Genomic DNA, 26,339 nt, shown 5'->3' with positions numbered 1-26,339 from the left:
CGCCCCCACCCCCCACGGGAAGGACGCCCGGCGGACCGGCTCGGTGTGATCAGCGCACGGCGTATGCGTCGGTCACGGTCTGGACGACGGAGTTGCCGTTGGCGTCCGTCAGTTCGGTCTTCAGCGTGACCGGCTTGCCGGGCGCGTCCGCGTGGTTCACGGTCGCGGTCCACCGGCCGTCCTGCTGGGCGGTGGTCGCGGCGGTCCAGGTCTCGCCGCCGTCGTACGAGTACGAGACCTTGGCCCCGGTCAGCTTGCCGGGCGTGTAGCCGGCGTGGCCGGTGACGCTCAGGCCGATCTTCTGGCCGTCCTGCGCCGCGAGGGTCTTGAGCCCGTCCGTGTCCAGGTCGTAGCTCGGGAAGAGCAGCGGGATGCCCTGCGAGTACACGTTCTCGTCCCGCTTCGAACGGAACTTCCAGGTGGTCTCGGTGTGGGTGGACCGCTTCCACACGGCGGCGGGCTGGCCGAACTTGGAGGTCTGCATGGTGAGTTCGTACGCGGCTTCCTCGGCCGGGACGGTGAACGCCCCGAACGCCCAGCCGGTCTCACCGATCACCTTGCCACCGCTGGACAGGCTCAGGTTGCCTATGTCGCCGAAGGAACCCTGGAGACCGACGTGCTCGCTGTCGCTCCAGAAGCCGGGGGCGACACCGATCAGGTTGTCCTGGCGCTCGGCGGCGAGCTGGAGCTTGCCGTCGGCGTCGCGCGGGGCGGCCGGGACCGGGATGCCCCGGTACCAGTTCTCCGTGCGCTTCGAACCGGCCGTGTAGGTGCGCGGCTGGTCGGCCATCAGCTCGCCCCAGGGGAAGCTGGAGGAGAGGTACCGCACCCAGGCGGTGTCGCCCGCCGAGTAGTACTCGGTGCGCTTGCTCGGGGCGGCGACGACGTCACTGGCCGCGGAGAAGACACCGCCGTACGGCCGGTTGATGATCATCGTGTCGACGTAGTCCGCCGCGACGCCCATCGCCTCGTAGGTGGCGGTGACCTTGCCGAGCTTCGTGTCGCGGACCTTGTAGGTGCGGTCCGAGGTGATCGGGCCGGTCTCCGGGAAGGCCAGGTTGTAGACGAACGGGCTGACGGCCGTGCCCTTCCAGCTCAGCTCGACCGGGCCGTCGGCCAGGGCGGCCTTCAGCGCGGCGGCCTCGTCCGCCTCGATGCCGAGCGAGGGCAGCGGCGCCTGGGCGTAGCCGACGGACGGCCTCCAGGGGCCCGCGGCGGGACGGTGGACGATGACGGCCTTTGCGCCCGCGGCCTTGGCGTCACGGGCCTGGACGTACACGTTGTCGCCGTCGTCACCGACCTCGACCAGGGCGATCTTCCCGCTGACGCCCGCGGCCAGCAGCTCCTCGGGGGTGCCCTTTCCGGCGTCGACCAGGGCGGCGCGGCCCGTGCCGTCGAGGTTGGCGGAGCCGGTGCTCGCCACCGTCGGGTGCAGTTCGGCGCCGCCGACGACCGACAGCTTCTCGATCTGCGGGGCGTACGCGCGCCAGAAGCTGGCGAACTCGAAGTCGCCGTCGCTCGCCCGGCCCTGCACGTCGGCCAGGTAGTTCTTGACCGCGGAGTTGCCGATGATGGAGCCCGAGTGCAGCCAGACGTCGTCCCAGCTGCGGCCGAACGCGAGCGTGGTGGACCGGTTCTCGGACGCCCGGTCCGTGGTCTTCACCTGGACCCGGTGGGCCTTGCGGGCGTCCAGGACCACGGTGGTGTCCTTGGTGACGTTCAGCTGCGGCCGCGCGAGGTAGGCGACGGAGTCGGTGGTGCGTCCGGTGGTGTCCTGCGGGTCGCCCGTGGTGACGAAGCCGGACAGGAAGTACGCGCCGGGGCGCACCTGGTAGACCTGGTCGGTGGCGCCGTCGTTGAAGCGGCGCTCACCGCTGGAGGTGTCGGTGCCGATGACGTCCAGCGAGGAGGAGCCGGCGGCGGGCTTGCCCGTGCGGTCGACGAGCTTGACCCGCAGGGTGACGGTCTCGGCCTCCACGTACAGCGAGAACGGGGTGGAGACCTTGACGCCGCCGGGGCCGGTGGCCAGCACGCGTCCGGTGACGTCGCCGTACTGCGCGGCCTTCAGCTTCGCCGTCGGGTCGATCTCCAGCGGGACCTCGACGGTGGCTCCGGCGGGCACGGTGACGGTGCGGGTGCCGAGCTCGGCGACCGCGGAGCGGACGGCCGAGCCGTCGTTGCCGGTGACGTCCTGGACGCTCAGCGAGAGCTTCACCGGCTTGGTGCCGGAGTTGGTGTACGGGACGTCGACCGTGGTGCGGTCGCTCCGGTCCTGCGGCCAGTTGAAGGTGCCGCCCTGGACGGCGGGGGCGCCGACGAGGGTGGTGCCGATGGCGGCCTCGACGTCGAGCCGGCCGGCGCCGGTCTCGCGCACGTCGCCGGGGATGTCGCTCTTCGCGGAGGACACCAGGGCCGCCTTGATCTGCTGGGCGGTCCAGTCCGGGTGACGCTGCTTCACGATGGCCGCGGCGCCCGCCACGTGCGGGGTGGCCATCGACGTACCGGACATCGACTGGTACGCGTAGAGGCCCCGGCCACCGGCCGCGGCGGCCGAGATGGCGACGCCGGGGGCGGCGATCTCGGGCTTGAGGGTGTGCGAGACGATCGCGGGTCCGCGGCTGGAGAACTGGGCCGTGGAGTCGTCGCGGTCGACGGCGCCGACGGTCAGCACGCTCGGGGCGCAGCCGGGCGAGGAGACGGTGTTCGAGGCCGGGCCCGAGTTGCCGGCCGCGATCACGAACAGGGTGCCCTTGCTCTGTGCCAGTTCCTCGGCGGCGACGCTCATCGGGTCGGTGCAGTCGGTCGGTTCCGGACTGCCGAGGCTCATGGAGACGACGTCGGCCTTCTGGTCGACGGCCCACTGCATGCCGGCGATGATCCAGGACTCGGCGCCGGAGCCGGTGTCGTTGAGGACCTTGCCCGAGAGCAGGTCGGCGCCGGGGGCGACGCCCTTCTTCTTCCCGTCGCTGGCGGCTCCGGAGCCGCCGACGGTGGAGATGGTGTGGGTGCCGTGGCCCTGGCGGTCGTCGGCGCTGTTGGAGTCGGTGAAGTTCTCCGAGGCGGCGATCCGGCCCTTGAGGTCGGGGTGTTCGGCGTCGACACCGGTGTCGAGGACGGCGACCTTGGTGCCCTTGCCGTCGTACCCGGCGGCCCAGGCGAGGTCGGCGCCGATCTGCTTGGTCGACTTGTCGAGGGTGGCGTGGACCTTGCGGTCGAGCCAGAGCTTCTTCGGGCCTGCGGCCGAGAAGGACCGGGCACCGCTGGTGATGTCCGCCCAGAAGTCGGCGGCCTTCTTCTTGTCCGCCTTGAGCGCGACGCCGTCGATGGCGTCGAGCGCGAGTCCGCGCTCGGCGCCGCGCGGGATGGCGGACGCGGAGCGGGCCCGGCCCTTGTCGTAGACGGCGATCAACGGCAGCGACTTGCTGTGGGCGTCGTCGTAGCCCTGCCGGATGAGTCCGGTGACGTTGAAGAGTTCCTCGTCGACCCGGCCCGCGGCCAGCGCTTCGGTGGCGGTGTCGGGGTAGACGTAGAGGTCCTTGCCGGACTGCCTGGTCTGGACGAGGGGGACGGAACCGTCCTCGCGGGGCAGCGCGGTGACCGAGGCGGCTCCCGAACCGTCCGTGCTCACCAGGACCTTGTCACCGGTGACCAGGGTCACCGTGACCGGCTCGCCCTTCTTGGCCTCGGCGGCGGCGCTGCCGGTCAGTGCTCTCTTACCCGTCGCGTCGTCCTGCGGCGCTGCCGCGGACGGGGCGATCGCGGTGACGGCCAGGACGGCGGCGGTGGCCGCTCCCAGTGCCGTACGCGATATCGGACGCATCGCTCTCCCCAAGTGAATCCGGAACCAACCTGCGCAAAACCGCAGCTTTCCGGAGGTTGTTGGTACTGCGGTGGCGCCACATTGGCAGAGCGAAGAGCGTTGAAGGGATGATGTGCGCGGCGGGTTTACGCCGTGGCCGCTTTCCGCCACGGCTGGACGCCCGACGGCAACGACATCATGCGGAATCAGCGCGTCCATGAGGGGGCCGGGATGCTGGGAGCCATAGGTCTGGACGAGATACAGGAGTCCGCCTATCGCGCGCTCGTGACGGTGGGAGCTGCGGAGATAGCCGATCTCGCGCACCGGCTGGGGCTTCCCGAGGCGGACACCGAACGGGCCCTGCGCAGGCTGGAGCAGCACGGGCTCGCCGCCCAGTCCTCCGCGTGCGCGGGGCGTTGGGTGGCGGCCCCGCCGGGCGTGGCGCTCGGCGCGCTGCTGACCCAGCAGCGTCATGAGCTGGAGCAGGCGGAGCTGGCGGCCGCACTGCTCGCCGAGGAGTACCGGGCGGAGGCCGCCGAGCCGGCCGTGCACGATCTGGTCGAGGTGGTGACGGGGGCGCGTGCGGTGTCGCACCGCTTCCACCAGTTGCAGCTGGGGGCGACGAGCGAGGTGTGCGCCCTGGTCACCGGGAAGCCGATCGCGGTCAGCGGCATGGAGAACGAGGCCGAGGAGCGGGCCGCCACGCGCGGGGTGTCGTACCGGGTGGTGGTCGAGCGCGAGATCCTCTCGCAGCCGTTCGGGATCATGGAGCTGTCGGCCGCGCTGAGCCGTGACGAGCAGTGCCGGGTCATCGACCGGGTGCCGACCAAGCTGGTCGTCGCCGACGGCGCCCTGGCGATGGTCCCGCTGACCGGGCGCAGCGCCGAGCCCGCGGCCCTGGTGGTCCACGCCTCCGGGCTGCTGGAGTCGCTGATGGGGCTCTTCGAGGCGGTGTGGCGCCAGGCCATGCCGCTCAGGCTGGGCGAGAGCGGCCTGCCGCAGGGGGAATCCGTCGAACCCGACCCGACGGACCTGGAGATCCTGTCGCTGCTGCTGGCCGGGCTGACGGACGCGAGCGTGGCGAAGCAGCTGGACCTGGGGCTGCGGACCGTGCAGCGCCGGGTGAAGGGCCTGATGGAGCTGACCGGGGTGTCGACCCGGTTGCAGCTGGGCTGGCACGCGTACGAACGGGGCTGGGTGGCCCGTACCCCGGGGGCCTGACCGGGGCCGGGTTCCTGACCGGGTCCGGCGGGCAGGGCCCGACCGCGTCCGGTGCCGGGCCGGTGACGGTGTGCCACCGGCCCGGCGCGGTCGCCGACAGGGCTTCGGTACGGTCCTGAGCTGCACGTACGGCCCCGTCCGGGGAGCGCTGACGGGCGGGACCGGCCGGACTCCGGCAGGCTGGTCGAATGAGCGTGTGGCAACTCGTCGCCGTCGGCCTGGTCATGCTCCTCGGCCTGCTCGGTGTGCTGGCGCCGGGGGCGCCGGGGCAGGCGATCGTCTGGGCCGCCGTGCTGTGGTGGGCGCTGACCGACATGACCCCGGTCGCCTGGGGCGTGCTGATCGGCGCCACCGCGCTGCTGCTGTTGAACCAGGCGCTGAAGCCGCTGCTGCCCCCGCGCCGCCCCCGCGAGTCGGGAGCACCGCGCAGGACACTGACGCTCGGCGGGGTCGGCGCGATCGTGGGTTTCTTCGTGCTGCCGGTGATCGGTGCGGTGGTCGGCTACGTGGGAGCCGTCTACGGGGCGGAACGGCTGCGGCTGGGCGGCCACGCGGCGGGCTGGGCGTCGGTCCGCTCGGTGATGCGGGCGACGGGCTACTCGGTGCTCGTGGAGCTCTTCGCGTGCCTGCTGGTGGCGGGAGCCTGGCTGGGCGCGGTGCTCTGGGGCCGGGGAATGCCGGGCACGTGAGCGACAACCCCCTTCAGTTCAAAGCATTCTGACTGGATGTCACTCCGATTCCCCCCGGCTCTCCGGCGCCGGGTCCAGCAGGGCCGTGACGGCCAGGAAGTCCGCCTGGGCCTCGCCGTACCGCTTGGCGGCGAGGAGGAACATGGAACGGTCGGTCAGGGCCCCGGCCAGGGCGGTCCGCCCCTCCACCCCGCCCAGGTCCGCCAGCCTGCGGGCGAGTGCCACGCCCCGGTCGAAGACCGGCCGGAGCGGCTCCAGGATGATGTGGCTGCGCTTCTCCCGGAGCAGCGCCGTGCGGATGGTCACTCTGCGGTGCACGGCGATCAGCTCGGGCAGGTGGGTACGGGGGTCGGCGTCGGCCGCCCCGGCCAGCCGGGCGGCCCGCTCCTCCAGGGCCGGGAGGGCGTCGAAGTAGGCCCGTGCGGTGTCGCCCGACCAGTGGGTCGAACCGAAGGACGGTGCCGGTGAGCCGGGGGACGCCGGAGGCTCCAGTTCCCGGCCCGACAGGGCGAGCAGCATGGTCCACTGGGAAAGGGTGCTGCTCCAGCTCCGGCGCTCCCCGGTCCCGTCCAGCTCGGTGAGGAGGCCGTGTGCCTCCTTCCGGGCCGCCGCGGCCTGGGCCCGGCGCCCGGCGGCGTCCAGCATCTGGGAGTGGCGGACGAGTTCCCAGACCAGGGTGGTCAGCGGCCCGTCCCCGGACGCGCACTTCTCCCGGGCGGTGGCCACGAGGTCCGCGAAGGCGTTCAGGGCCGCCTCGCGGTCCCCGGCGGCGTCCAGTTCGGCGGCCCACTCGACCACGTCCCAGAAGGAATCCCCGCCCGGCTGCTCCGCGGCCCCGGCCTCGACGAACCTCCCGCAGAGCTCCGCGGCCTCCCGGTGGCGCCCCTCCTCGGCCAGGACGACGGCCAGTCGGCCGTGCCCGTGCACGGGGCTTCGCACCTGTCCCGCCTCGAAGCCCTGCCGGCCGGCCCGCGCCATCTCCTCGCACAGTGCGAAGCCCTCCGCCCGCCGCCCGGCCTCGTACAGCTGTCGCTGGTGGGCGTGGAGGGCTTGGACGAGGATTTCCGTACGGTTCGGATCGTCCGCCTCGATCCGCCGGGCGACGGCCACCGCCTCGGCGTACAGGGCCAGTCGTGCGTCCGGCCGCTCCCGCAGCTCCCGCCCGTATCCGGCCGAGATCAGCGCCCGGCCGAGCTTCGGCAGGTAGGCCCGCGGGCTCACCCCGGCCAGTACCCGGTACGCCTCCAGCTCCTGCCGGGCGTTCGGCCTGCCCGAGCCGAGCAGCACCGTCCGCGCCCGCAGCACCGCATCCTGATCGACGTTCTCGGTGGGATTCATGACGGTGATTCTGGGACCCGGGAACGGGCCGGAACAAGGCCGGCCGGGTGTGCTTCCCGTCCTACGAAAAAGGCCGCTGACCTGTCATGATGGATACGTCTTCAGCACTTTCGGGGATGCCCCGGCCGCGTCGCGCGGGCGGAGCGGGCACTCGGCGGGGCTCCAGCAGCTCCAGGTGCCGCACCCCGTACGAGCGCCAGGGCCGCCACCGTTGCGCCCCCGGCCTCCCGTGCGGGTCCACGTCGGGATCGCCGAGCGCACGCGTCCTGATGAGCGCCGCGGTCACCGGGCCGATCCCGGACAGTCGCAGCAGGGCCTGTTCGGCCTCGTCGCGGTCGGCCCCGGCGTCCAGCCGCAGCTCCCCGCCGGCGAGGGCGGACGCCAGGGCCCGCAGGTCCGGGTCGTCGGTCGTCCCGGCCAGCACGGTGGGTTCGGGGAACACCCGGGTCAGCCCGCCGCAGGGCACGTCCAGCGCCGTCCCGTGCCGCTCGACGAGCCGCGCCGCGGCCTCCCGGCCCACCAGGGCCCGGACGGCGAACTCCTCCGGGTCCGCGGCGCCGGGCGACCGCAGCCCCGGCCGGGCGGCGACCCCCGGGGCGAGCCGCGGGTCGGCGCCCAGCCGCTCGTCGACGGCGTACGGGTCGGCGTCCAGGTCGAACAGGCGCCGCAGCCGCTGGACGGCCGTCGTCAGGTCCCTCAGGTCCGTGAGGTGGATACGGGCGTCCAGCCAGGGCCCGGCGGACCGCTCGTCGACGGCCACGACGCCCGTTCCGTACGGGAGCCGCAGGGTGCGCCGGTAGGTGCGGGCGCCCGGCCCGCCGCCGACCTCCTCGATCCCGGCGACCGCCTCAGCGGCCAGCAGGTCGAAGACCTCGCGCGCCGCGTACGGCCCGCGGTGGGCGAGCCGCAACGGGATGCCGGTGGTCCGCCCCACCCGTGCCGTCCCGCCCCGCCCCGTACCGGCCTCGGTCCGCAGCGCGGTCGGGGTGCGGGCGTAGATCTGCCGGATCGTGTCGTTGAACTGGCGCACGCTGGCGAAGCCGGCCGCGAAGGCGATCTCGGTCACGGGCAGCCCGGTCGTCTGGAGCAGCACCCGTGCGGTGTGGGCCCGCTGGGCGCGGGCCAGCGCGACGGGGCCGGCGCCCAGCTCCGCGTTGAGCTGCCGCTGCACCTGGCGCGAGCTGTAGCCGAGCCGGTGGGCGAGACCGGGCACGCCCTCCCGGTCGACCACGCCGTCGCCGATCATCCGCATGGCGCGGCCCACGACGTCGGCCCGGACGTTCCACTCCGCCGAGCCGGGCACCGCGTCCGGACGGCAGCGCCGGCAGGCCCGGAAGCCGTTGCCCTGCGCGGCGGCCGCCGTCGGGTAGAAGCGGACGTTCTTCCGCTTGGGGGTCACGGCGGGGCAGCTCGGCCGGCAGTAGATGCCGGTCGTCTCGACGGCGAAGAAGAACTCCCCGTCGAAACGGGCGTCGCGGCTGCTCACCGCCTCGTACCTGGTCCGTTCGTCCATCACGGAATCCAGTGTGCGGCACCCCCCGGCGCCGCACTGGCGGGTTTCGGACACGACCCTGCGCACGGTCGGCCGATGCGCGGGGCCGTGGGGCCCGGCCGCGACTACCGCAGCCGGCCCCGCTTCGCGTCCATGGCGGCGCGCCCCTCGGCCCCCTTGCGCTTCCAGTCGCGCCGGAGCTCCGACCGCACCCGGGCGTCGGTCTTGGCGACGATGCGCTGGTTCTCGCGCAGCAGCTTGCGGAAGCTGTCGAGGCGCCGTTCGTGCAGCGAACCGTCCTCGATCGCCGCGAGCACCGCGCAGCCCGGCTCGGACTCGTGGGCGCAGTCGTGGAACCGGCACTGCTCGGCCAGTTCCTCGATCTCGGAGAAGACCTGGCCGACGCCCTCCTCCGCGTCCCAGAGACCGACCCCGCGCAGCCCGGGGGTGTCGATCAGCACTCCCCCGCCGGGCAGGACCAGCAGGTTGCGGGTGGTGGTGGTGTGCCGGCCCTTGCCGTCGACGTCACGCGCGGCCTGAACCTCCATCACGTCCTGGCCGAGCAGGGTGTTGGCGAGGGTCGACTTGCCCGCGCCGGACACCCCGAGCAGCACGCTCGTACTGCCCGAGACAAGGGCGGAGAAGACATCGATGCCCTCTCCCGTGGCGGAGCTGACGGGCAGCACCTGCACGCCGGGGGCGACGCCCTCGACGTCCTGGACCAGGTAGGACAGGGTGGCGGTGTCCGGCACGAGGTCGGCCTTGGTCAGCACCACGAGCGGCTGGGCGGCACCGTCCCCGGGGGACCCGTCCTCCCGCAGCAGCGCGTCACCGGAGGAGCTGGACATGGCGAGCGCGAGGAAGCGCTCCACCCGTCCCAGGTCGAGTTCCACGGCGAGCGAGACACAGATGACGATGTGGTCGACGTTGGTGGCGAGCACCTGCCCCTCGGAGCGCTGCGAGGACGTCGAGCGGACGAAGGCGGTGCGCCGCGGCAGCAGCGTGCGGACGAACTGCGGGTCACCGTCGGGATCGACGGCGACCCAGTCGCCCGTGCAGACGATCCGCATCGGATCGCGCGGGACGACGAAGGCGGTGTCGGCCCTGAGCGTGCCGTCCGGGGTGACGACATCGCACTGGCCGCGGTCGACCCGCACCACACGCCCGGGGAGCAGGCCCTGTTCGGCGTACGGCGCGAACTCGGCCTCCCATGCGGCGTCCCAGCCGTACGGGGACAGCGGGTGCGCGGCGGACGATCCCTGGAGGGAGGAGAGGGCGGACGAGAAGGACTGGAGGGACAAGGGAAACCCTTCGAAGGGTGGCCCCGGCAACGCGCTTGCTGGCGCGGAGAGTTACGAAGAGGTCAGCCGGTGACCACGGGGGTGGGAACGGTGTTCTTCCGGTTGTGGGCAACGCCCATCGCAACGACAGTCATCACGGTCCTCACCTCCTGGTTCACACACGAACCCGACACCGGCGGCTCAGCACGCCGTCCGGAACTCCGCACACGATAGCCCGCGCCCGTCGGACGGCTCAACACATTTACCGGTATGCGTACCGTGTCCGCCGCCCCTGCCGGATCGGGGACCATGCGCCGGGCCGTATCCGTCGGAGTTATCCGGTTATCTCGCCCGATCAGGTGATACACATGCACAATCACCGGTCCGGGGCGGTTATGGTGCCGAGCATGACCTCACCCCAGACCGCCAACGGCACGTTCACCCAGGCCCAGTTGGGCACGATCACACTGATCGGGTGGAGTGGCGAACACCCTGACGGCGGCCCCGACGTCGCCTTCCTCCTCGTCTACTCGCTGGGCGACGGCACGGACGGCCCCGCCGCCGGTGAGGCCGCCATGCGCGTGGCCCTGGAGCGCTGCGGGCTGCCGGTCGGCGGCGGACCGGTGTACGCGGCGGATCGCCCCGGCCTCCAGGTGAAGCTGCTCGTCCAGGCGGGCCAGGCCGTTCTGACGCTGCCCCACTTCACCGCGCAGTACCCCGCCCCTCCCGAGTGGCTCGCCGCCGCGAACCAGCGGGGCGAGGTGCACGTGATGTTCGCGACCCGGCCGTGGCCCCAGGGCGTTCCGGGCCGCCCGGTCGGCGAGGAGCTGCTGCGGTCCTTCGCCGGCGACCCGGAGGTCATCGTGTCCTCCGCCCACTGCGTTCTTCCGGTGCGCAGCCTGGGCTGACCCGACCCGGCACAGGACGATGCCCACCGCCCCCGTGGCGCGGTGGGCATCGTCCTGTGCGAAGCCCGGGACGGTTGCCGCCCCCGGCCCTGCCCGGCGACCGGCCGTGCCCCGCTCATCGGTGGGGCACAGCCGTGCGGGCGACCGCGGGAACGCGCCCGGGCCGCCCGCACGTCGGACGCGTCAGTTGTTGGCGATCCCGTTGCCCGACAGCACCGGGATGCCGTTGACCAGGTGCGACAGTGCCTCGTCGCCCTTGGCCTGGGTGGAGTTCTCGGCGCACTGCTGGTTCTGCGGCGAGGCCAGGACATTGACGTCCTGGACCGCGACCGCCGCCAGCAGGCCGACGAGAGAACCGGCGTTGGCCTTGAGCGGCAGACCGACACAGGGCTTGTTCAGCGAGCCCTGGACGAGCTGGGCCTGCGGGCTGCCGTCGCCCGTGGTCACGCTGTTGCCGAACGAGTCCACGGCGCCGTTGCCGTTGACCGACGTCGTGCCACCGTCGTTGCCGATCGCCATGGCCGCCGGGGCCATCGCGGCGGACAGGCCGACCAGGGACACGGCCACTGCTGCGCCGGTCATCATCTTCTTCATCACGCTTCACCTTTCGGAGCGTCCCGTTGTGGAACGTACTGATCAACCCGCTACGGAAGCGTGGGTTCCGCAGCACCACCCGAATGGGTCCGATCCGGCATGAGTTCGACCGCTCCGTTCACTCCTCGACGGCTTCGCCGGAGGTTCGGGCCGCCGGAATCCGGCTTTCCGCGCGGGGCCGGGCGGGTGCCGGGGGCGGGGTCCGTTCCGGGTCGCCGTGGGCGGCGCGCCACTCGGCGAGCAACCGGTCGTAGATGGGGGTGTCGCCCTGTCCGTGCCCCGGTCGGCCGTGGGGGCTCTGACTGTCGTACTGGTCCATGGGGTTGGCCCTACCCGGTGCGGCGGACGGTGTCCGCGGCCACTACGGCAACCGGCCCAGTGCGCCCGCTCCTTCGAGGGGCCCGCGGCCCCGGACGCACGAGGGGCCGGCACGTCCGGGCGGCCGACGAACGGCTGCCGTGCGGATGTGCCGGCCCCACGGGTACGTCATGTGCTGCTGGCAGGCGGGCCCGAAGCGGCCCTCGGTGCGCTTCCCCCGCGTGTACGAGGAGTCGGGAGGAGCGCCCGGGGCGGTACGGCCTTAGTTGTTGCCGGCGCCGTTGCCGGACAGGATCGGGATGTCGTCCAGGATGTGCGAGAGGGCCTCGTCGCCCTTGGCCTGGGTGGAGTTCTCGGTGCACTGCTGGTTCTGCGGCGAGGACAGGACGTTGAGGTCCTGGACGGAGATCGGGACGAGGCCGAGCACCGAACCGACGTTGGCCTTGGCCGGCAGCGCGACGCAGGGCTTGTTGAGCGAGCCCTGGATGAGTGCGAACTGCGGGCTCCAGTTGCCGTGGGTGGCGGAGTTGCCGTACGACTGGACGGCCCCGTTGCCGTTGACCGAGGTCGTGCCGCTGTCGTTGCCGATGGCCATGGCCGTGGGGGCGGCCGCGGCGGAGACGCCGACGATCGAAGCAGCGACGGCTGCCGAGGCCATAATCTTCTTGATCATGAAATAGCCCTTCTGGGGTTTCTCTGTTGTCCGCCTGTCCGGAGCGTGCTGATCAACTCTCGGCGACGGGGATGGTTGTGCCCGTTCACTCGAACGGCGCTCTCGCGTTCAGTTGTTCACCGGCGGCGTGGCACCGGAGAGATGCGAAAGGCTTCGCCGGGCGGGAATCGTCGCGGGGCGACGGATCAACCGCTGACCGGCAGACCGCCCAGGAGCGGGGCCGCGCCCTTGGCCGCGCCGGTGGCCTTGCCCGCCAGGTCGACGACGGTGCCGTTCTTCACCGCGCCCGCGGCGTCGCCGACCGCGCCGACGACCGGGTCGACGGCCTGCGGGGCGCTCTCCACCACCTGGTTGACGCCCCCGTTGAGGCTGAAGTTGGGGGCCGTGGCGGTGGTGACGGCGAAGGCGGGGGCAGCCGTTCCGAGCGCAGCCACGGAACCGGCGATGATTGCGGCGGTCTTCGCGTACTTCACTTTCGGGTTCCCTTCTGCAGCGGCAGCTTCATCGGTCGCGTTGAACCGCGCCGCACGAGCCCTCTGTGGCCGTGCCCTCCTGCCGCTTTCGCAGTGGGTAACGATGCGATTGCGGCCCGGCAACTGGATGGGGGCACTTTTTTCCCGGGGCCACTCGTTCGATTTTCGGAAACCGGAAAAAGGCAGGGAAAGACCCCGGAACGCGGTGAATGCGTTCCGGGGCCTTTCGGTCACGGGCTTTCGGCCCTGTCGACCGGAGGTCAGACGTTGACGCAGGTGTTGCCGAAGGCCGGGTTCAGCACGCCGATCACGTCGATCGTGTTGCCGCAGAGGTTGATCGGAATGTGGATCGGAACCTGGATGTTGTTTCCGGACACCAGACCGGGCGAGTACGCGGCGCCGCCCTCGGCGCCGGAGTCGGCGAAGGCGGGGGCGGCGGCGCCCATCGCCATGAGGGTTCCTGCGGCGATGGCGGCAACCTTGGTGTACTTCACGTTTTTCCCTTTCTTTGACGGAGTCCGAAGCAGCCACGTCTTTCGTGCCACACGAGCGCATCCCGATCACTCGTAACTCCGCCGCTCTCATTCGTAACGATTCGGGGCCACAGGCGAAACCTGAGAGACCAAAAATCCTCAAGAATCGCCCGAAAGATGCAATATCGATCACTTGACGTCGCGGATGGGCCCGTTCGGTCACGCGACGCACCCCGCCCCTCCCAGGCCCGGGTACGGGCCCGGGAGGGCAGCAACAGGCCCGGAACCGTCGGGGGAGGAACGCCGACGGCCCGGGCCTGTCGTCACGGCTGGGTCAGGTGTCGATCAGCCACCGGTCAGCTGTTACCGGCACCGTTGCCGGACAGGATCGGGATGCCGGACAGGATGTGCGACAGCGGCTCGTCGCCCTTGGCCTGGGTGGAGTTCTCGGTGCACTGCTGGTTCTGCGGCGAGGACAGAACGTTGACGTCCTGGACGGCGATCGGGATGGCGCCGAGCACCGAACCGACGTTGGCCTTGGCCGGCAGACCGATGCACAGCTTGTTCAGGCTGCCCTGGACCGCGGAGAACTGCGGGCTGCCGTCACCACGGGTCACCGCGTTGCCGAACGACTGCGAGGCCCCGTTGCCGTTGACCGAGGTCGTGCCGCCGTCGTCACCGATGGCCATGGCCTGCGTCGCGCCCATCCCCAGGATGGAGGCGGCGACGGCGCCCGTAGCCAGAACCTTCTTGATCACGCTTTAACCCTTCTCGTACCGGATGCCCCGTACCGGAGCCCCCTGCCCAACTCGCGACCGGGCTTTTGGTTCTCGTGCTTCCCGCCTTTCACCCGAATGCCCGGAGCGCACGCACAACCGTGCGAAACAATGCCCGAGGGTCGGCCGGGGAAAAACACGCAGCCGGTCGCCACACCGCCATCCCTACCGTATGGGCGCGCCGGTACGGGGCACCCCCGTCATCGTGGGCGGGGTCAACCCGAGACCACTTGCACTACTCCATTCGTGTGGTTACGAAATTTCCACGGCTGTGTGAGTCTCCTGACCAAAATCTTCTCGTTATGAGTGTCACAAGCGTGCGCGCCCGGGCGCTCGACCGGCAGAAGCAGTACTCAGCACATGAAGAACGCGTCTTCGTGGTCTCCGTTTTTTTCCGCGACCGCCGCTTTCCGGTCTCGCGCACGGAGGCCACCGGAGGTGGCGTCCCGACGGTGTCCGCATCGCCTGATGTACGAACAAGCGAGCGTTCCGCTCGCACGGAATGTCCTAGGAAAGGGCACCAATGCGAAAAGCCTTGAGTAAGAGCGTGCTGGTGATGGCCGCGGCGTCAGGCATCCTGGCCGCGTCCGGAGGGTACGCGCTCGCGGACACCTCCGCCGAGGGCGCGGCCGTCGGTTCGCCGGGCGTCGGCTCGGGCAACACCGTGCAGGTGCCGGTGCACGTACCGGTCAACGTGTGTGGCAACACCGTCAATGTGATCGGCCTGCTGAACCCCGCGTTCGGCAACAAGTGCAAGAACGAGAGCGTCGGCAGCGGCAGCGGCACGGGACAGGGTGCGAGCGCCGAGGGCGTCGCGGCCAACTCCCCCGGTGTGCTCTCCGGCAACGTCGTCCAGGCGCCCGTCGACGTCCCGGTCAACGTGTGTGGCAACACCGTCAATGTGATCGGCCTGCTGAACCCCGCGTTCGGCAACAACTGCGAGAACCAGTCGGGCGGCACCAGCACTCCGCCTCCCGTCCACCCGCCGCACAAGCCGCCCGTCCACCCGCCGCACAAGCCGCCCGTCCACCCCCCGCACAAGCCCCCGGTGCACCCGCCGCACAAGCCGCCCGTCCACCCCCCGCACAAGCCCCCGGTGCACCCGCCGCACAAGCCGCCGGTCCACCCGCCGCACAAGCCCCCGCACAAGCCCACCCCGGAGTGCCCTCCGACCACCCCGCCCACCACTCCCCCCACCACACCTCCGACCACCCCGCCCACCACGCCTCCGAACCACCCGGAGCCGGCGCACCACAAGCCGCCGCACCACAAGCCGCCGCAGCTGGCGCACACCGGCTCGGACGCGAAGCTCGGTCTGGCCGGCGGGGCCGCTGCGGTCATGGCGCTCGGTGGGACCCTGCTGGTCCGCCGCGCCCGCGCCGCGCGGGACTGACCGGAGCGGCCCTCGGGCAGCGGTGACGGGCAGGAAGTCACCAGGTAGCAGATAGAGAGAAGGGCGGGGTCCGTCGTCGCAGCCCGAGCTGTGACGACGGACCCCGCCTCTTCGCCGTCGGAGGGGTGCGGCGCCCGAGACCGGCGGGTCTCCGCTCGGGCACGGGACCTCCAGGGACATCGCGGGTGGGCCATGGCCGCGTCGAATGGATCAGTCGAATGGCCAAGGGCTCGTCGGGGCGGGGATCGCGAAGGGGACGAGCTACCGGCAAGACGTCTGATGTCTGATGCCTTGATAGCGTGGGAACGTAGCTTGACGATCGAGAGGGGTCAAGAGGTGGGGAGTTCACGCATGTCCGGTACGAAGCCCGGCCGACCGTTGCTCCGGCAGGAAGTCGTCGAGGGCATCAAGCGCCACATCCTTGAGGAACGGCTCCGTCCCGGGGACCCGCTGCCCCCCGAGCCGGCCCTGTGCGAGGCGCTCGGCGCCAGCCGTTCCAGCGTGCGCGAGGCGGTCAAGATCCTCGACGCGCTGGACATCGTCGAGGTGCGCCACGGGCACGGCACCTACGTGGGGCGGCTTAGTCTGTCCGCCCTGGTGGAGAGCCTGGCCTTCCGCGGACTGCTCTCCCCCGACGACGACTTCCAGGTGCTGGCCGACCTGGTCGACGTGCGCGAGCTGTTCGAGCGCGGAATGGCCGACCGGATCGTCTCGCTGCTCCACGAGGATCAGCTCGACCAGCTGGACGCCCTGGTCACCACCATGCGCGAGACCGGCGCCCGGGACGGCCACGGCTTCGTGGAGGCCGACCGGGCGTTCCACGAGCTGCTGGTGGCCCCGCTCGGCAACGAACTGATCGGCCAGCTCTCGATGGCCTTCTGGGACGTGTACACGATCGTCGCGCCGCATCTCGACGGGTTCACGCAGGCCGACGAGATGGAGACGATCGCGGCGCACCAGAACATCGTGGACGCCGCGCGGGCCGACGACATCGCCGGTTTCATGAAGGCGTTGGGCGAGCACTACGCCCCGGTCAGGCGCCGGATCTCCGAGGCGCGGGCCCGCGACGCCGCCCGGGGCTGACCCCGCGTGTCCCCCGTCCCGTTCCCGGGCAGGTGTGACGATGAGGACGGTCAGCACCTCGCGGGCGTCGGGACGGGCGGTGGATCGGTGGCGGTGACGGGTTTACGCATCGGGGTGGTCGGCGGCAGCATCGCCGGCTGTGCCATGGCGATCGCGGCGGGGCGGGCCGGGGCGGAGGTCACCGTCCACGAGCGCAGCGACGGCGCGTTGCAGGAGCGAGGCTTCGGCATCGTCATGCCGCCCCCGCTCCACCGGGAGCTGGTGGCCGGCGGTTATCTGGGCGCGGACATGCCGACGGTTCCGGTCGCCGACCGCGTCTGGCTCACCCGGACCCCGGGCGGGCGGTCCTCGCGCGAGCTGGCCCGCCAGCGGTCCCCGGTGGCCGCGTGCAACTGGGGCCTGTTGTGGCGGGCGTTGCGCGGGCGGGTCGGAAAGGACGTGTACCGCCGCGGGACGCCCGTCGAGTCCGTCGGCCGGGCGTCCTCGGGCCGTGCCCTGATCCGTACCGGGGACGGGGAGCGGGAGTACGACATCGTGGTGGGGGCGGACGGGCACCGGTCCGTCACCCGCGCCCTGGTGGCCCCGGACGTCCGGCCGGTGCCCGCCGGGTACCTGGCATGGCGGGGCACGATCCCGCTGGACGTGCTCCGCGACCACCCGGGGCCGCTGGAACTGCTGCGGACCTCCTGGGTCACCCTGGGGTTCTCCGGCGGGCACGCCGTCTTCTATCTGATTCCGGGCCCGGTGCCCGGCTCGCGGCTGCTGGCCCATGTGGTCTACGGGTCCGCCCCGCGGCCGGCCGGGGCGCGGGAGCCGGTGCCCGTCGAGTACGTGCGCGACCTGGCCGAGGAGCACTTCCCGGCGGAGTGGGCCGACATCGTCGCGCGCGGTGAGTACGGGACGCGGGCCCTCCATCCGGTCGCCGACTTCGTGACGCCGCGCGTCGCCGAGCCGCCGTTCCTGCTGGCGGGCGACGCGGCGAGCGTCACCAGGCCGCACACGGCCAGCGGCGCGGTCAAGGCGCTGCAGGACGCGCTGTGCCTGGAACGGGCCCTGCGCGCCGGGGGTCCGGTGGCCGAGGCGCTGCGCCGGTACGCCGACGAGCGCACCGCCGAGGGGGCCCGGTTGGTGGAGCTGGGCCGCCGGCTGGGGCGCGCCCTGGTGGAGCGCACGCCCGACTGGCCGACGATGGGGCCCGCCGAGGTGGAGGCGTGGAGCCGGGCCTCGCTGAACGGCGACCGGAGTTACCTGTACGGCAGCGTGCACCGGCCGTGACCGCCCGGCCTCCGGGGCCGATGCCCTGGGCCGCGAGAGGTCGGTGCCTCCACGTCCTCCTGCGCTTCGACTGCCTCTTGACCGCTCGCAGGAGCATCTGTTTAAGGTGAGCCAGACATAGGACATCTTACGTCTCACGTCATGTTCCACGGACTCTCGGTACCGCGGAACGGCGCCCCGACCGAGCTGGAGAACCCTCACCATGTCCCTGACCACACCGTTGCGCGGCGTCGTCCCGCCGGTCTGCACCCCGCTCGACTCCCGAGGGGAGGTCGACACCACTTCCCTCACCCGGCTCGTCGAGCACCTCCTGGACGGCGGGGTGCACGGCCTGTTCGCGCTCGGCTCCACCAGCGAGGTCGCGTACCTCACCGACGAGCAGCGCGCCACGGCACTGCGGACGGTGGTCGAGGCGGCCGCCGGCCGGGTTCCGGTGCTGGCCGGGGTCATCGACACCACCACCGCGCGCGTGATCCACCACGCCGGAGCCGCCGCCGCGCTCGGCGCGGACGCCCTGGTCGCCACCGCGCCGTTCTACACTCGCACCCATCCCGAGGAGATCGCCGGGCACTTCCGGAAGCTGCGCGCGACGGTGGACCTGCCGCTGTTCGCGTACGACATCCCGGTCGCGGTGCACAGCAAGCTGTCCGCCGCGCTGGTGCGCGAACTCGCCGAGGACGGCACCCTGGCCGGTCTCAAGGACAGCAGCGGGGACGAGGGCGGGCTGCGCAGGCTGCTCGTCGAACTGGGCGGCCGGGGTGGCCGCGGCGTGGGCCCGGCGCCGGGGTTCAGTGTGCTCACCGGCTCCGAACTCACGGTGGACGCCGCCCTGTTGGCCGGGGCCGACGGAGTCGTGCCGGGCATCGGCAACGTGGATCCGGCCGGGTACGTCCGGCTGTACGAGGCCACTCTGGCCGGGGACTGGACGCTCGCCGCGCAGGAGCAGGAGCGGCTCGTGGAGCTGTTCGGCATGGTCGACGTCGGGCCGGAGGCGGACATGGGCCGCAGTTCCTCGGCGCTCGGCTCGTTCAAGGCGGCGCTCCATCTGCTCGGCGTCATCGAGTGCGGCGCCACGGCCTTCCCGCAGATCCCGCTGAGCGCCGAGTCGGTCGCCGGGGTCGGCCGGCACCTGCGCGCCGCCGGGCTGTCCCCGGTCCGATGAGCGCCTCCTCCCGGGCCCGGCGCCCGAGGGAGCAGCGCCGGGCTCCGGGGGGGGCGGGAAACGGAGAACGGGACACGGTACGGGCCGGGGCCGGCGCGGTGGGACGCGTCCCGCCGCGCTCGCGGTCGTACGGTCAGTGCGGGATGCGTTCGAAGATCGCGGCGAGGCCCTGCCCGCCGCCGATGCACATCGTCTCCAGGCCGTACCGGGCCTCGCGGCGGTGCAGTTCACGGGTGAGCGTGGCGAGGATGCGGGCGCCGGTGGCGCCGACCGGGTGGCCGAGGGAGACCCCGGAGCCGTTGACGTTGACACGCTGTTCGTGGTCCTTCTCACCGAGGCCCAACTCGCGTGTGCAGGCGAGCACTTGGGCGGCGAAGGCTTCGTTGAGCTCGATCAGGTCGAGGTCGGCGAGGGTGAGCCCGGCGCGTTCGAGCGCGGCCCGGGTCGCGGGGACGGGGCCGAGGCCCATGGTCGCGGCGGGCACCCCGGCGCGGGCGAACGAGACGAGCCGGACCAGGGGGGTGAGGCCGAGGCGTTCGGCGGTGGCCGCGCCGGTCACCAGGCAGGCGGCGGCCGCGTCGTTCTGACCGCTGGCGTTGCCCGCGGTGACGGTCGCCTCCGGGTCGGACTTCGCCATGATCGGGCGCAGCGCGGCAAGTTGTTCCGCGGTGGTGTCGGGGCGGGGGTGCTCGTCGGTGGTGACGACGGTCTCGCCCTTGCGGGTCCGTACGGTGACCGGCACGATCTCCGCGTCGTAGCGGCCCTCCGCCGCCGCCCGCCCGGCGCGCCGCTGCGAGCGCAGGGCGAGGGCGTCCTGCTCGGCGCGGCCGATGCCGTACGCGCGCCGCAGGTTCTCCGCCGTCTCGATCATGCCGCCGGGCACCGGGTGGTTGACACCGCCGGCCGTGACCCGGCCCCGGGCCAGTGCGTCGTGGAGCTGGAGGCCGGGGCCCTTGATGCCCCAGCGACCCTCGTGCGTGTAGTACGGGGCGGCGCTCATCACGTCCACGCCGCCCGCGACGACGACCTCGCTGAAACCGGCCCGGATCTGCATCGCCGCGTCCAGCACGGCCTGGAGGCCGGAGCCGCAGCGGCGGTCCACCTGGGTGCCGGTGACGGTCTGGGGCAGTCCGGCGTCGAGGGCGGCGACCCGGCCGATGGCGGGCGCCTCGGCGGACGGGTAGGAGTGTCCGAGGATCACCTCGTCGACCACGTCGGGATCGATCCCGGTACGGGCGACGACCTCGGCGATGACGCGTGCGGCGAGTGCGGCCGGCGTCTGCTGCGCGAACACTCCGCCGAAACGGCCGATGGGAGTGCGCAGCGGTTCACAGATGACGACATCGAGCTGCTGGTCGGGCACGGCGTGACCTTTCGGTGACGGGGGACGAGTGACGGGCTTCGGCGATGGGTGATGGTGACGGGTGACGGGTGGTGCGGCGGACGGCGCGGGGCGCGGGGTGGGGCGCGTCTCAGTCGTGGGGCGCGGCGGTCCCTTCCCCGGCCGGGCCGGCCGGGGTGGGCAGTGCCTCCTCGGCCACCGCGAGCACCGCCCGCAGGGCGGCGGAGGGGTTGTCGGGCCGCCAGGCCAGCGCGGCCCGGAGCCGGACGGGCGGGCCGGACAGCGGCCGGTGGACGAGGCCGTTCTGCTGGATGTGCTGGACGGAGGTGACGGTGAGCGTGACGCCGACGCCCGCGGCGACCAGGGCGAGGATGGTGTACGAGTCGGGCGCCTCCTGCACCACCCGGGGGTTGAAACCGGCGGCCTCGCAGGCTCCGACCATCGCGTCGCGCACGGTGGAGCCGGTGTTGGCGGGGAAGGCGACGAAGGGCTCGTCGGCGAGCACCTCGACGGGGACGCTCCCCAGCCGGGCGAGCGGGTGGTCGAAGGGCAGCGCGCACACCAGCTCCTCCTCGGCGATCACCCGGTGGGCCACCCCGGGCCGGGTCACCGGCAGCCGGACGAACCCCAGGTCGAGCGAGCCGTCGGCGACCCGGTCGAGGGCGACGTTGGCGTACGTCTGCCCCTTCATGGCCAGTTCGACGGCGGGGTGGGCGGCGCGCACGGCCCGGGTGAGCAGCGGCAGCGTCTCGTGGCTGGAGGCGCCCGCGAAGCCGATCGTGACCCGCCCGTACTCGCCGCGGCCCGCCGCCTTCGCGGCCCGCACCGCGGTGTCGAGGTCGGCGAGGACGGTCCGTACCGGCCGGAGGAAGGACTCCCCCGCCGCAGTGAGCCGCACCGACCGGGTGTTGCGTTCGAAGAGCTGGACGCCCAGTTCCTTCTCCAGTCGGCGGATCTGCTGGCTCAGCGGCGGCTGGGCCATCTGCAGCCGCTTCGCGGCCCGCCCGAAGTGCAACTCCTCGGCCACGGCGACGAACGCGGACAGATGGCGCAGTTCCATGCCGTTCCTCCGGTCCCCGGCCGCACCGGCCGGCCCCATCGCCCCGAGCCCGTCGGCCCGGCCGCCCATTTATTGCCCGGCCGTCTCGATGCGACCTTAATTCGGTATTGGACAGCGATCAATGGCCGCTGACACGGTGGGGCGAAGCGCGGACCGGGAAGCGTACGGAGGGCCGGAGGAGCATCGCTGCCGACCGCCACCAACCGCGGCCGGACTCCGGCTGCTGCGCGAGGACGTGGACCCGGGCCGCGTCTATCTTCGCTGAGACGGATCACATGCCATCCCCGAGAGGACCGCAACCACCATGCGCATCAGGATCGTCGGCGCCGGGGCCATGGGCCGCGGCATCGCCCAGTGGGCGGCGACCGCCGGACACACCGTCGAGCTGTGCGACGTACGTCCCCAGGCGGTGACGGAAGCCCTGGACTTCGTACGGTCCATGCTCGAACGGGCCGTGCAGAAGGGCCGGTTGTCCGCCGAGGACCGGGACGCCACCGTGGCGCGTCTGGTCCCGCTCGACGACCCGTGGGCGGACGGGCCGGACGTCGAGCTGGTCGTCGAGGCCGTGCGGGAGGACCTCGACACCAAGACGGAGGTCTTCGGCAGGCTGGAGGAGGCACTGCCCGCGACGGCCGTCTTCGCGACCAACACCTCGTCCCTGTCGGTCACCCGGATCGCTGCCGGGCTGAAGGACCCGGGCCGCCTGGCCGGGCTGCACTTCTTCAACCCGGTGCCGCTGATGAGGATCGTCGAGATCGTGCCGGGCGCGGCCACCCGCGCGGACATCCCGCCGGCCCTCACCGCGTTCGTCGAGGGCTGCGGCCACCGCGCGGTCACCGTCGCCGACACCCCCGGCTTCCTCGTCAACCACGCCGGGCGCGGGCTGGTGACCGAGGCGCTCGCGCTGCTGGAGGAAGGGGTCGGCACACCGGCGGACATCGACCGGATCGCCCGTGACGTGCTCGGGCTGCGGATGGGCCCGTTCGAGCTGATGGACCTCACCGGGCTGGACGTGACGGCCGCGGTGATCGACTCGATCTGGCAGGGCTTCCGCCACGCGGACCGGCTCCGCCCCTCCTACCTCACCCCGAACCGGGTGGCGGCGGGGCTGCACGGCCGCAAGACCGGGCGCGGCTGGTACGCGTACGGTCCCGGGGCGCCCGCACCCGCCCCGGAGCCGCCGGTCACCGGTGACCCGGACCGCCCGGTGTTCGTGTGGGCCACCGAGGGCCGGGACCGGGACGCGGATGCGTTGCGGGCGGCGCTGACCGCCGCGGGCGCCGCCGTCGAGACCGGCGACGGGCCGTCGGCCGACGCCCTCGTGCTGGTCCCGGTCTGGGGCACCGCGGTGGCCGGGGCGGTGGCCGGGCACGGGCTGCCCGCGGCGCGCACCTTCGGGGTGGACCCGCTGCCCGCGGCGGGCCGGCGCCGGGTGCTGGCCGTGACCCCGGCGGCGGATCCGGCCGCCGCGCGTGACGCCCGCGCGGTGCTGGCCCGGTCGGCGGACGGCGAGGAGCCCCACGCGGTCTCGGTGGTGCGGGACACGGCGGGTTCGGTCGCCCAGCGGCTGCTCGCCTCGATCGTGTCGGTGGCGGCCGGGATCGCGGAGCGTTCCATCGCCTCCCCCGGCGACATCGACCTGGCCGTCACCGCCGGGCTCGGCTACCCCGTCGGCCCGCTGGCCTGGGGCGACCGGGTCGGCGCCGGACGGATGCTGGAGCTGCACCGGGCGCTGCACCGCACGACGGACGACCCGCGCCACCGGCCGAGCCGCTGGGTCACCGAACGCGCCCTGCTCGGCCTGTCGCTGACCGACCCGGGCACGTCGCCCGCCGACTGCGTGGACGGTCCCGCGGCCTCGTGACGCGCGGGGCGGGCCCGGGCCGGAGCATGGCCGGGTCCGCCCCGCCCCGTTCGAGCAGGTGTCCGTTTCTTACAAGACCCGGTCCCGGCCCCTGCCTAGGGTTCGGGGCATGACTCCACGCATGGATGCGATCGGCATCATCACCAAGGACCTGGCCGCCTCGCTCGCCTTCTACCGTCGGCTCGGAATCGACCTCCCCGCCGACGCCCACTCCGCGCCCCATGTCGAGGCGACGCTCCCGGGCGGCATGCGCCTGATGTGGGACACCGAGGACGTCATCCGCTCGTTCGACCCGGAGTGGAGCGAGCCCGCCGACGGGCAACGCCTCGGGCTCGCCTTCCGCTGCGACGACCCGGCGGAGGTGGACGCGGTGTACGACGACCTGACCGGCGCCGGGTACGAGGGGCGGCTGAAGCCGTGGGACGCGGTCTGGGGGCAGCGTTACGCGACGGTCCTCGACCCGGACGGCTGCGAGGTGTCGCTGTTCGCCGCGAACGGCTGAGACCGGGCCGGGCGGGGCGGGACGGGACGGATTCCGGGAAGGGCGCCGTCCGGGCGGACGTCGGAGGCACGGCACCCGCCCGGGCGGGACGGGTCGCGAAAGGAGCGGCATCCCGGCCGGGCGGGGCCCTCACGACGTGCCCCGCGCCAGGTGGGCGGTCAGGGTGGTGCCGGCCAGGGCGCGCATCTCACGGGCGAGGTGGGCCTGGTCGGTGCAGCCCGCCGCGACCGCCGCCTCGGCGTAGGGCGTCCCCGCCCGGGCGAGGGCCAGGGCCCGCTGCAACCGCAGGATCCGGGCAAGCGTCTTGGGCCCGTAGCCGAAGGCCGCGAGCGAGCGCCGGTGCAGCCGGCGGACGCCGAGACCGGTCGTGCGCGCGGTGTCCGCGACGGACCCTCCGGCGCCGAGCCGGGCGGCCACGGCCCGCATCAGCGGGTCCGGCGGCGCGGTGCCGGCCGCCCGGCGCAGGGCGAGGGCCTCCAGCGCGGCGGCGGGGTCGGGGGCCTCGGCGACGCGTTCGGTGAGTTCGCGGACCAGGGCGCCGGGCCACAGGTCCGCGAGAGCGGTCCGCAGATCGCGCAGTTCGTGCGCCGGTACGCCGAGGAGGGCGGGGGCGACGCCGGGCTCGAAGCGGATTCCGGCGTACCGTCCACCGGGCTCCACGTCCGGGACCATGGCCCGGGTGTCGGGGCCCGCGACGAGCAGCCGCCCGCCGATCCAGAGCAGGTCCATGCATCCGTCGGGCAGCACCGGACCGACCCGGCCGCCCGGCGCCTCCAGCGTCCACACGGTCGCCCCGCCGAACCGCGACGCCCGTTCCTCGTACCGGTTGCCCATGCCCACACGCTAGTCTCGTCGGCGGACCGAATCGGCTTCCCGGGGGGCGCTCATGACGGCACTGATGGAGTTCACCACCGACAGCGGTGCGACGGTGACCGTCGAGGTCGACCGTCAGGCGCAGGGCGCGAACCTGGTCGCCCTGGGCGATGACAACACCCTGACCAGAGCGGGTCGTACGTTCGACAGCGCACTCACGGGCATGCGGTCCGCGGCCGAGTCCGCGCTCGCGGTGTTCCGGGACGGCGCCCTGAAACCCGACGGGGTGGAGCTCGAGTTCGGGGTGAAGATCACGGCGGAGGCCGGGGCCGTGATCGCCAAGAGCGCGGTGGAGGGCCACCTCCTGGTCAAGCTGTCCTGGTCCCCCGGGGCCGAGCGGGAGGACGCGGCGCCGCCCGCTCCCGGGGCCACGAACGCCCCGCCGGTGCCCCCGCAGGCCGCATCCGCGCCCCCGGCACCGACCACGCCCCCGGCACCGGCCGCACCTCCCGCGCCACCCGCCGAATGACGTCGGCCGGGCCGGGTGCTCACGCGCCGGGCGGCCGGTCCGTACCGTCGTCCGGCTCCTCGCCCCCGTTTCCGGCCTCGTCCTTCTCGTCGGCCTTGTCCTTGTCCTTCTCCGGTTCCTTGTCGCGGCTCGGCTGCAGCCTGGACTTCACGTCGTCCGGGGGCAGGAACTTCGACCAGCGCTCGGGGAACTCGGAGGGCATGTAGGGGCTGTCATCATCCCCCTCGTCATCGTCCTCGTCATCCTCGTCGTCGTCCTCGTCCCAGTACGCCGACCGGCACTCCGCCTCCGCCCTGGCGACCAGTTCCGCCGCCTGGGCCGCGCGCAGCCGGTCGTTGGCCGCGCGGGCGGCGGCCGTGGCCAGCGAGGGCCACACCCGGTCGATGGCCGCGTTCACCGCGGCTCCCACCAGCACCGCGAACGCGGAGATGCCGATCCACAGCAGCACGGCGATCGGGGCCGCCAACGAGCCGTAGATCGTGGGCCCCTCGACGGTGCTGGTGAGGTAGATCCGCAGCAGGAAGCTGCCCAGCACCCACATGACGAACGCCACCAGCGCGCCCGGCACGTCCTCGATCCACGGCGAACGCACCGGCACGGACACGTGGTAGAGCGTCGTCAGGAACGCGATCGACAGCAGGACCACCAGCGGCCAGTACAGGATGCTTATGAGTTCGGTGCCCCAGGGGACGAACTCCACGACCCGGTCGGGGCCGACGACCAGCAGCGGCAGCACGACGGCCCCGAGCAGCAGCGCGACGACGTACAGCAGGAAGGCGAGCAGGCGCGTCTTGACGATGCCCCGGTGGCCGTCGAGCCCGTACATCACCGTGATCGTGTCGATGAAGACGTTGACCGCGCGGGAGCCGGACCAGAGCGCGATCGCGAAACCGATCGAGATGATGTCGGGCCGGGCGCCGGTGGTGATGTCGGCCAGCAGCGGCTTGGCGAAGTCGTTGACGCCGCGCTCGCTGAGCACGGTGTGCGCGGCGTTGAGGATGTTGCGCTCGATGGAGGCGACCGTGGTGGTGTTGGTCCATTCGTCGACGTAGCCGAGCAGGCCGATCAGGCCGAGGAGCAGGGGCGGCAGGGACAGCAGGGTGAAGAACGCCGCCTCGGCCGCGAGCCCCAGGATGCGGTACTCCATGCACGAGTTGACGGTGTCCTTGAGCAGCTGCCAGACCATCTGCCGCTTGGAGACGTTGCGGTAGAGGACTCGGGCCCGGTGGAGCCGCCCCGATGGCCGCTCGGGTGTTTCGTTTGCTGCCTGCACGTCCTTACC

At 72.7% G+C, this 26,339-nt stretch carries 24 protein-coding genes; 10 read left to right on the top strand and 14 right to left on the bottom strand.

Features of this window, described 5'->3' with window-relative positions; genetic code table 11:
• Window positions 1–49: 49 nt before the first annotated feature.
• Window positions 50–3,820, bottom strand: a complete 3,771-nt coding sequence (locus tag OCT49_RS28685) for a S8 family peptidase (protein WP_283854692.1) — start codon at window positions 3,818–3,820, stop codon at window positions 50–52.
• A 210-nt stretch (window positions 3,821–4,030) separates the two neighbouring features.
• Here OCT49_RS28685 and OCT49_RS28680 point away from each other — a divergent pair, with 210 nt between their 5' ends.
• Both OCT49_RS28680 and OCT49_RS28675 read left to right on the top strand, forming a co-directional pair.
• On the top strand, window positions 4,031–5,020 hold the full coding sequence (locus tag OCT49_RS28680) for a helix-turn-helix transcriptional regulator (protein ID WP_283855974.1): 990 nt from the start codon (window positions 4,031–4,033) through the stop codon (window positions 5,018–5,020).
• 188 nt (window positions 5,021–5,208) lie between these two features.
• Window positions 5,209–5,709 carry a DUF456 domain-containing protein gene (locus OCT49_RS28675; protein ID WP_283854691.1) on the top strand — a complete coding sequence of 167 codons (501 nt, stop codon included), beginning with the start codon at window positions 5,209–5,211 and terminating at the stop codon, window positions 5,707–5,709.
• A gap of 39 nt (window positions 5,710–5,748) precedes the next feature.
• On the opposite strand, the gene OCT49_RS28670 is transcribed toward OCT49_RS28675, so the two are convergent.
• From OCT49_RS28670 to rsgA, 3 genes are all read right to left on the bottom strand, one after another.
• A complete protein-coding gene (locus OCT49_RS28670; RefSeq protein WP_283854690.1) occupies window positions 5,749–7,047 on the bottom strand; it encodes a hypothetical protein in 1,299 nt (432 codons plus the stop codon).
• A gap of 61 nt (window positions 7,048–7,108) precedes the next feature.
• Entirely contained in the window at window positions 7,109–8,560 is a 1,452-nt protein-coding gene (locus OCT49_RS28665) for a DNA-3-methyladenine glycosylase 2 family protein (RefSeq protein ID WP_283855973.1), read from the bottom strand.
• Between the two features lie 104 nt (window positions 8,561–8,664).
• Window positions 8,665–9,840, bottom strand: coding sequence for a ribosome small subunit-dependent GTPase A (gene rsgA / locus OCT49_RS28660; protein WP_283854689.1), 1,176 nt, complete (start codon window positions 9,838–9,840; stop codon window positions 8,665–8,667).
• Between the two features lie 386 nt (window positions 9,841–10,226).
• Here rsgA and OCT49_RS28655 point away from each other — a divergent pair, with 386 nt between their 5' ends.
• Window positions 10,227–10,727 (top strand): DUF5949 family protein, encoded by a 501-nt coding sequence (locus OCT49_RS28655; protein ID WP_283854688.1) that lies wholly within the window; start codon window positions 10,227–10,229, stop codon window positions 10,725–10,727.
• A 183-nt stretch (window positions 10,728–10,910) separates the two neighbouring features.
• Here the strand turns inward: OCT49_RS28655 and OCT49_RS28650 are convergent, their stop codons facing one another.
• The 6 genes from OCT49_RS28650 to OCT49_RS28625 all read right to left on the bottom strand — a co-directional run bounded on the left by OCT49_RS28650 (window position 10,911) and on the right by OCT49_RS28625 (window position 14,016).
• Entirely contained in the window at window positions 10,911–11,321 is a 411-nt protein-coding gene (locus OCT49_RS28650; RefSeq protein WP_283854687.1) for a rodlin, read from the bottom strand.
• Window positions 11,322–11,439: 118 nt separating this feature from the next.
• On the bottom strand, window positions 11,440–11,640 hold the full coding sequence (locus OCT49_RS28645; RefSeq protein ID WP_283854686.1) for a hypothetical protein: 201 nt from the start codon (window positions 11,638–11,640) through the stop codon (window positions 11,440–11,442).
• Window positions 11,641–11,901: 261 nt separating this feature from the next.
• On the bottom strand, window positions 11,902–12,312 hold the full coding sequence (locus OCT49_RS28640; RefSeq protein WP_283854685.1) for a rodlin: 411 nt from the start codon (window positions 12,310–12,312) through the stop codon (window positions 11,902–11,904).
• A gap of 185 nt (window positions 12,313–12,497) precedes the next feature.
• Window positions 12,498–12,785, bottom strand: coding sequence for a hypothetical protein (locus tag OCT49_RS28635; protein WP_283854684.1), 288 nt, complete (start codon window positions 12,783–12,785; stop codon window positions 12,498–12,500).
• 260 nt (window positions 12,786–13,045) lie between these two features.
• Window positions 13,046–13,279 (bottom strand): chaplin, encoded by a 234-nt coding sequence (locus OCT49_RS28630; RefSeq protein WP_283854683.1) that lies wholly within the window; start codon window positions 13,277–13,279, stop codon window positions 13,046–13,048.
• Between the two features lie 335 nt (window positions 13,280–13,614).
• The gene (locus OCT49_RS28625) at window positions 13,615–14,016 is read right to left on the bottom strand and encodes a rodlin (RefSeq protein WP_283854682.1); all 402 of its coding nucleotides are present in this window, start codon (window positions 14,014–14,016) and stop codon (window positions 13,615–13,617) included.
• Between the two features lie 541 nt (window positions 14,017–14,557).
• Between OCT49_RS28625 and OCT49_RS28620 the strand changes: the two genes are divergently transcribed.
• The 4 genes from OCT49_RS28620 (at window position 14,558) to OCT49_RS28605 (ending at window position 18,947) form a co-directional block, all read left to right on the top strand.
• Complete coding sequence (locus OCT49_RS28620; RefSeq protein ID WP_283854681.1) at window positions 14,558–15,427, top strand: chaplin; 870 nt, start codon at window positions 14,558–14,560, stop codon at window positions 15,425–15,427.
• A 351-nt stretch (window positions 15,428–15,778) separates the two neighbouring features.
• Window positions 15,779–16,510 (top strand): FadR/GntR family transcriptional regulator, encoded by a 732-nt coding sequence (locus OCT49_RS28615; protein WP_283854680.1) that lies wholly within the window; start codon window positions 15,779–15,781, stop codon window positions 16,508–16,510.
• 93 nt (window positions 16,511–16,603) lie between these two features.
• Entirely contained in the window at window positions 16,604–17,785 is a 1,182-nt protein-coding gene (locus OCT49_RS28610; protein ID WP_283854679.1) for an FAD-dependent monooxygenase, read from the top strand.
• A 202-nt stretch (window positions 17,786–17,987) separates the two neighbouring features.
• The gene (locus tag OCT49_RS28605; RefSeq protein ID WP_283854678.1) at window positions 17,988–18,947 is read left to right on the top strand and encodes a dihydrodipicolinate synthase family protein; all 960 of its coding nucleotides are present in this window, start codon (window positions 17,988–17,990) and stop codon (window positions 18,945–18,947) included.
• 133 nt (window positions 18,948–19,080) lie between these two features.
• On the opposite strand, the gene OCT49_RS28600 is transcribed toward OCT49_RS28605, so the two are convergent.
• Together OCT49_RS28600 and OCT49_RS28595 are read right to left on the bottom strand one after the other, a co-directional pair.
• On the bottom strand, window positions 19,081–20,310 hold the full coding sequence (locus OCT49_RS28600) for an acetyl-CoA C-acetyltransferase (protein WP_283854677.1): 1,230 nt from the start codon (window positions 20,308–20,310) through the stop codon (window positions 19,081–19,083).
• A gap of 109 nt (window positions 20,311–20,419) precedes the next feature.
• A complete protein-coding gene (locus tag OCT49_RS28595) occupies window positions 20,420–21,349 on the bottom strand; it encodes a LysR family transcriptional regulator (RefSeq protein WP_283854676.1) in 930 nt (309 codons plus the stop codon).
• Window positions 21,350–21,653: 304 nt separating this feature from the next.
• Between OCT49_RS28595 and OCT49_RS28590 the strand changes: the two genes are divergently transcribed.
• The gene (locus tag OCT49_RS28590; RefSeq protein WP_283854675.1) at window positions 21,654–23,213 is read left to right on the top strand and encodes a 3-hydroxyacyl-CoA dehydrogenase; all 1,560 of its coding nucleotides are present in this window, start codon (window positions 21,654–21,656) and stop codon (window positions 23,211–23,213) included.
• Window positions 23,214–23,322: 109 nt separating this feature from the next.
• On the top strand, window positions 23,323–23,715 hold the full coding sequence (locus OCT49_RS28585; protein ID WP_283854674.1) for a VOC family protein: 393 nt from the start codon (window positions 23,323–23,325) through the stop codon (window positions 23,713–23,715).
• Window positions 23,716–23,844: 129 nt separating this feature from the next.
• Here the strand turns inward: OCT49_RS28585 and OCT49_RS28580 are convergent, their stop codons facing one another.
• Window positions 23,845–24,549, bottom strand: a complete 705-nt coding sequence (locus tag OCT49_RS28580; protein WP_283854673.1) for a helix-turn-helix domain-containing protein — start codon at window positions 24,547–24,549, stop codon at window positions 23,845–23,847.
• Window positions 24,550–24,601: 52 nt separating this feature from the next.
• Here OCT49_RS28580 and OCT49_RS28575 point away from each other — a divergent pair, with 52 nt between their 5' ends.
• Window positions 24,602–25,057: a CU044_2847 family protein gene (locus tag OCT49_RS28575; RefSeq protein WP_283854672.1), complete on the top strand. Its 456-nt coding sequence runs from the start codon at window positions 24,602–24,604 to the stop codon at window positions 25,055–25,057.
• Between the two features lie 19 nt (window positions 25,058–25,076).
• On the opposite strand, the gene OCT49_RS28570 is transcribed toward OCT49_RS28575, so the two are convergent.
• Window positions 25,077–26,330: a YihY/virulence factor BrkB family protein gene (locus tag OCT49_RS28570; protein ID WP_283854671.1), complete on the bottom strand. Its 1,254-nt coding sequence runs from the start codon at window positions 26,328–26,330 to the stop codon at window positions 25,077–25,079.
• Window positions 26,331–26,339 lie beyond the last annotated feature (9 nt).

It is taken from the genome of Streptomyces sp. ML-6, from assembly GCF_030116705.1.
In the GTDB taxonomy this organism is placed as follows: Bacteria; Actinomycetota; Actinomycetes; order Streptomycetales; family Streptomycetaceae; genus Streptomyces.
Note: the sequence above shows the minus strand (reverse complement) of the source record. Positions and strands in the feature narration are given on the sequence as shown.

Excerpts from the sequence above, each read along its gene's own strand:
- OCT49_RS28620 (WP_283854681.1), top strand. The coding sequence starts at position 14,558 with ATGCGAAAAGCCTTGAGTAAGAGCGTGCTGGTGATGGCCGCGGCGTCA.
- OCT49_RS28670 (WP_283854690.1), bottom strand. The coding sequence starts at position 7,047 with ATGAATCCCACCGAGAACGTCGATCAGGATGCGGTGCTGCGGGCGCGG.
- OCT49_RS28680 (WP_283855974.1), top strand. The coding sequence starts at position 4,031 with ATGCTGGGAGCCATAGGTCTGGACGAGATACAGGAGTCCGCCTATCGC.
- OCT49_RS28685 (WP_283854692.1), bottom strand. The coding sequence starts at position 3,820 with ATGCGTCCGATATCGCGTACGGCACTGGGAGCGGCCACCGCCGCCGTC.
- OCT49_RS28675 (WP_283854691.1), top strand. The coding sequence starts at position 5,209 with ATGAGCGTGTGGCAACTCGTCGCCGTCGGCCTGGTCATGCTCCTCGGC.
- OCT49_RS28650 (WP_283854687.1), bottom strand. The coding sequence starts at position 11,321 with ATGAAGAAGATGATGACCGGCGCAGCAGTGGCCGTGTCCCTGGTCGGC.
- OCT49_RS28655 (WP_283854688.1), top strand. The coding sequence starts at position 10,227 with ATGACCTCACCCCAGACCGCCAACGGCACGTTCACCCAGGCCCAGTTG.
- OCT49_RS28585 (WP_283854674.1), top strand. The coding sequence starts at position 23,323 with ATGACTCCACGCATGGATGCGATCGGCATCATCACCAAGGACCTGGCC.
- OCT49_RS28580 (WP_283854673.1), bottom strand. The coding sequence starts at position 24,549 with ATGGGCAACCGGTACGAGGAACGGGCGTCGCGGTTCGGCGGGGCGACC.
- OCT49_RS28645 (WP_283854686.1), bottom strand. The coding sequence starts at position 11,640 with ATGGACCAGTACGACAGTCAGAGCCCCCACGGCCGACCGGGGCACGGA.
- OCT49_RS28590 (WP_283854675.1), top strand. The coding sequence starts at position 21,654 with ATGCGCATCAGGATCGTCGGCGCCGGGGCCATGGGCCGCGGCATCGCC.
- OCT49_RS28575 (WP_283854672.1), top strand. The coding sequence starts at position 24,602 with ATGACGGCACTGATGGAGTTCACCACCGACAGCGGTGCGACGGTGACC.
- OCT49_RS28615 (WP_283854680.1), top strand. The coding sequence starts at position 15,779 with ATGTCCGGTACGAAGCCCGGCCGACCGTTGCTCCGGCAGGAAGTCGTC.
- OCT49_RS28640 (WP_283854685.1), bottom strand. The coding sequence starts at position 12,312 with ATGATCAAGAAGATTATGGCCTCGGCAGCCGTCGCTGCTTCGATCGTC.
- OCT49_RS28605 (WP_283854678.1), top strand. The coding sequence starts at position 17,988 with ATGTCCCTGACCACACCGTTGCGCGGCGTCGTCCCGCCGGTCTGCACC.
- OCT49_RS28595 (WP_283854676.1), bottom strand. The coding sequence starts at position 21,349 with ATGGAACTGCGCCATCTGTCCGCGTTCGTCGCCGTGGCCGAGGAGTTG.
- OCT49_RS28665 (WP_283855973.1), bottom strand. The coding sequence starts at position 8,560 with ATGGACGAACGGACCAGGTACGAGGCGGTGAGCAGCCGCGACGCCCGT.